This is a genomic window from Nonomuraea sp. NPDC004702, assembly GCF_053601695.1.
Map to the genome: position 1 here is coordinate 1 of NZ_JBSGCE010000184.1, position 2,138 is coordinate 2,138.

Annotated in this window: 4 protein-coding genes; 2 read left to right on the forward strand and 2 right to left on the reverse strand. The window is 69.6% G+C overall.

Features of this window, described 5'->3' with window-relative positions:
- Positions 1 to 593 (forward strand): peptide deformylase (locus ACWEJ6_RS54605; RefSeq protein WP_452433669.1); only part of this gene is annotated, 593 nt, incomplete at its 5' end.
- Here ACWEJ6_RS54605 and ACWEJ6_RS54610 read toward each other — a convergent pair.
- A complete protein-coding gene (locus tag ACWEJ6_RS54610; RefSeq protein ID WP_452433671.1) occupies positions 588 to 1,331 on the reverse strand; it encodes a hypothetical protein in 744 nt (247 codons plus the stop codon). The two genes, ACWEJ6_RS54605 and ACWEJ6_RS54610, sit on opposite strands and share 6 nt — an antisense overlap.
- Positions 1,332 to 1,490: 159 nt before the next feature.
- Complete coding sequence (locus ACWEJ6_RS54615; RefSeq protein ID WP_452433673.1) at positions 1,491 to 1,667, reverse strand: hypothetical protein; 177 nt, start codon at positions 1,665 to 1,667, stop codon at positions 1,491 to 1,493.
- A 23-nt stretch (positions 1,668 to 1,690) separates the two neighbouring features.
- Here ACWEJ6_RS54615 and ACWEJ6_RS54620 point away from each other — a divergent pair, with 23 nt between their 5' ends.
- Positions 1,691 to 1,948 carry a hypothetical protein gene (locus ACWEJ6_RS54620; protein ID WP_452433675.1) on the forward strand — a complete coding sequence of 86 codons (258 nt, stop codon included), beginning with the start codon at positions 1,691 to 1,693 and terminating at the stop codon, positions 1,946 to 1,948.
- The last annotated feature ends 190 nt before the right edge of the window (positions 1,949 to 2,138 follow it).

A 2,138-nucleotide genomic window follows, 5' to 3' on the forward strand; every position in this document is an offset into this window, starting at 1 on the left:
GCGGCCAGGCACTACGAGGTCGCGGTCGCCCCGGACGGCGCATCGGCGAGGCCGGCGATCCCATCCTGACCGCCGTCGCCACGCCGTTCGATCTGCCAGCCGAGGCCAACCATGCCCGCGAGGTGGTCGACGCGCTGTTCGCCGCGCTGCAGCGGGTGCGCGAACTCCATGTCTTGGCCAAGGGCGTGGGGTTGGCGGCGCCGCAGATCGGCATCGGCCGGGCCGCCGCCGTCGTCATCCCGCCCGACCCCGACGCCGACGCGATCGTGCTGCTCAACCCCCGCATCAGCAACACCTCTACCGAGACCGACGAGCAGTACGAGGGCTGCCTGTCCTTCTTCGACGTGCGCGGCAAGGTGCCCCGCCCGCTCACCCTGGAAGTCGAGCACACCGCCCTGGATGGGAAGACGGAGATCACCGTGTTCCCGTATGGGCTGGCCCGCCTCGTCGCGCACGAGATCGACCATCTCGCGGCTCGGCTGTACACCAGCCGGATGCGCGAGGGCGTCAACCCCATCCCGGTGGAGCAGTATCGCGGCATCGGCCAGCCCTGGAAGCGCTCCGGACCAAGGGGCCCCGATTCCCCGCTATGACCCGTCGAGATCGGGAAGCCACAAAGGGACCGGGGCAGGGGCATCCTGGGGCTGGTCGAGATGGTATTTACATCTGCCTCCGCCCGTGGGCACGACGCAGATCTTTCCCTTCCTCGTCGTGCCGCCGCACTGCACCTCGGGGTCGTGGACATGGCACAGCCCTGAAGGGCGCGCGTCGATGGAGCACGGCTGGCCTTCCTTGGTCGTGGCCCGGCACCGAGCCACAGGCGCGACGTCCGCAGCCGCGGCGGCCGAATTCTCGGGCGCCGGTAACGGCTGCGGCGCCACGGCAACTTTGGAGTACAGCCGCCGTCCGGTCGGCCCAGCCAGGCGGTAGGGGGTAGCGAGCTCGACCAAGGCCACCGGCGCCGGTACGGCGCGGGTGCCGGGCTCTCCCCAGCGCACCCAGACAGGCACCACGCCGGCTTGGGCTTCGGCCAATAACTTGCGAAGTGACCACGGCTTATCGTGCTGGTCGATCTCGATGGCGATCGGCGGGCCGTCCAAGCGCTCGCAGACGACGTCCAGATATCCCGGCCTGTCCGGGTGCGCGCCGGGCAACCCGGCCAGGCTGGGCACCTCGCACCGCACCCGCCATTGATGACCGACGCCCCAGACGACGATGGCGCGCGTCAACTCGGAGGTGACCCGGGCCGCGGACCAGTCGGTGAAGGCCATTGGTGCCAGCCAGCGCGACAGCGACTGCCCGGCCCGCTGAGCTCGCAACGCGATCTCCACAGGGAGACATGTTCCCCTCAGGGCTGTCCCCGACGCCGCCCGGCGGGATATCGCCCGGCCGAGCTGGGCTGGCTGCCAATCTCCCGCCCGCGGGCCGCCCTGTTGGTGGCCAGGCTGGAGCGGCCGAGTACGGCGGCGCTGGGCTGAGGGCCCGCGGTGTCAGGACGGGCTGCTCCACGCCGCCCGTGCCGCCCGGTCCGCGCTGACAGTAGCGCGGTCGAGACGGACCTCGCTCAGCTTGCTCATCCCGATCGTGTCGCGCAGCAGGCCGGCGACGACGAGTACGTGATCAGCGCCGATGAGAAGATCTCCATCCAGGCGCGCTGCCGCTGTCATCCCACCCCGCCACCAGGAAGATCGTGGATGATGCGCGTCAACACGACTACGACCGCGACGGTGCGCTGGCCTACCTGGCCGCCTACGACGTCCACCGCGCCCACTTCTACGGCCGCCGCTCGGCCAAGACCGGCATCGTGCCGTTCATGGACTTGGCCGAACAGGTCATGACGCAAGAACCGTACGCCTTGGCCAAGCGGGTGTTCTGGATCGTCGACAACGGCTCCTCCCACTGCGGACCGGCTGACCGCACGGTTTCCCAACGCGGTCATGGCGCATAACCCGGTGCGTGCCTCGTGGCTGAACCAGGTGGAGATCTTCTTCTCCATCGTGCGGCGCAAAGGTCGTCTCACCCAACGACTTCACCAGTCTTGACCAGGCCGAAGACCGGCTGGTCGCCTTCGAGTGGCGCCGATCGCCTCGGCGACCACATAGACGGCGACGCCCAGCATGAGGACCACGGCCAGCAGC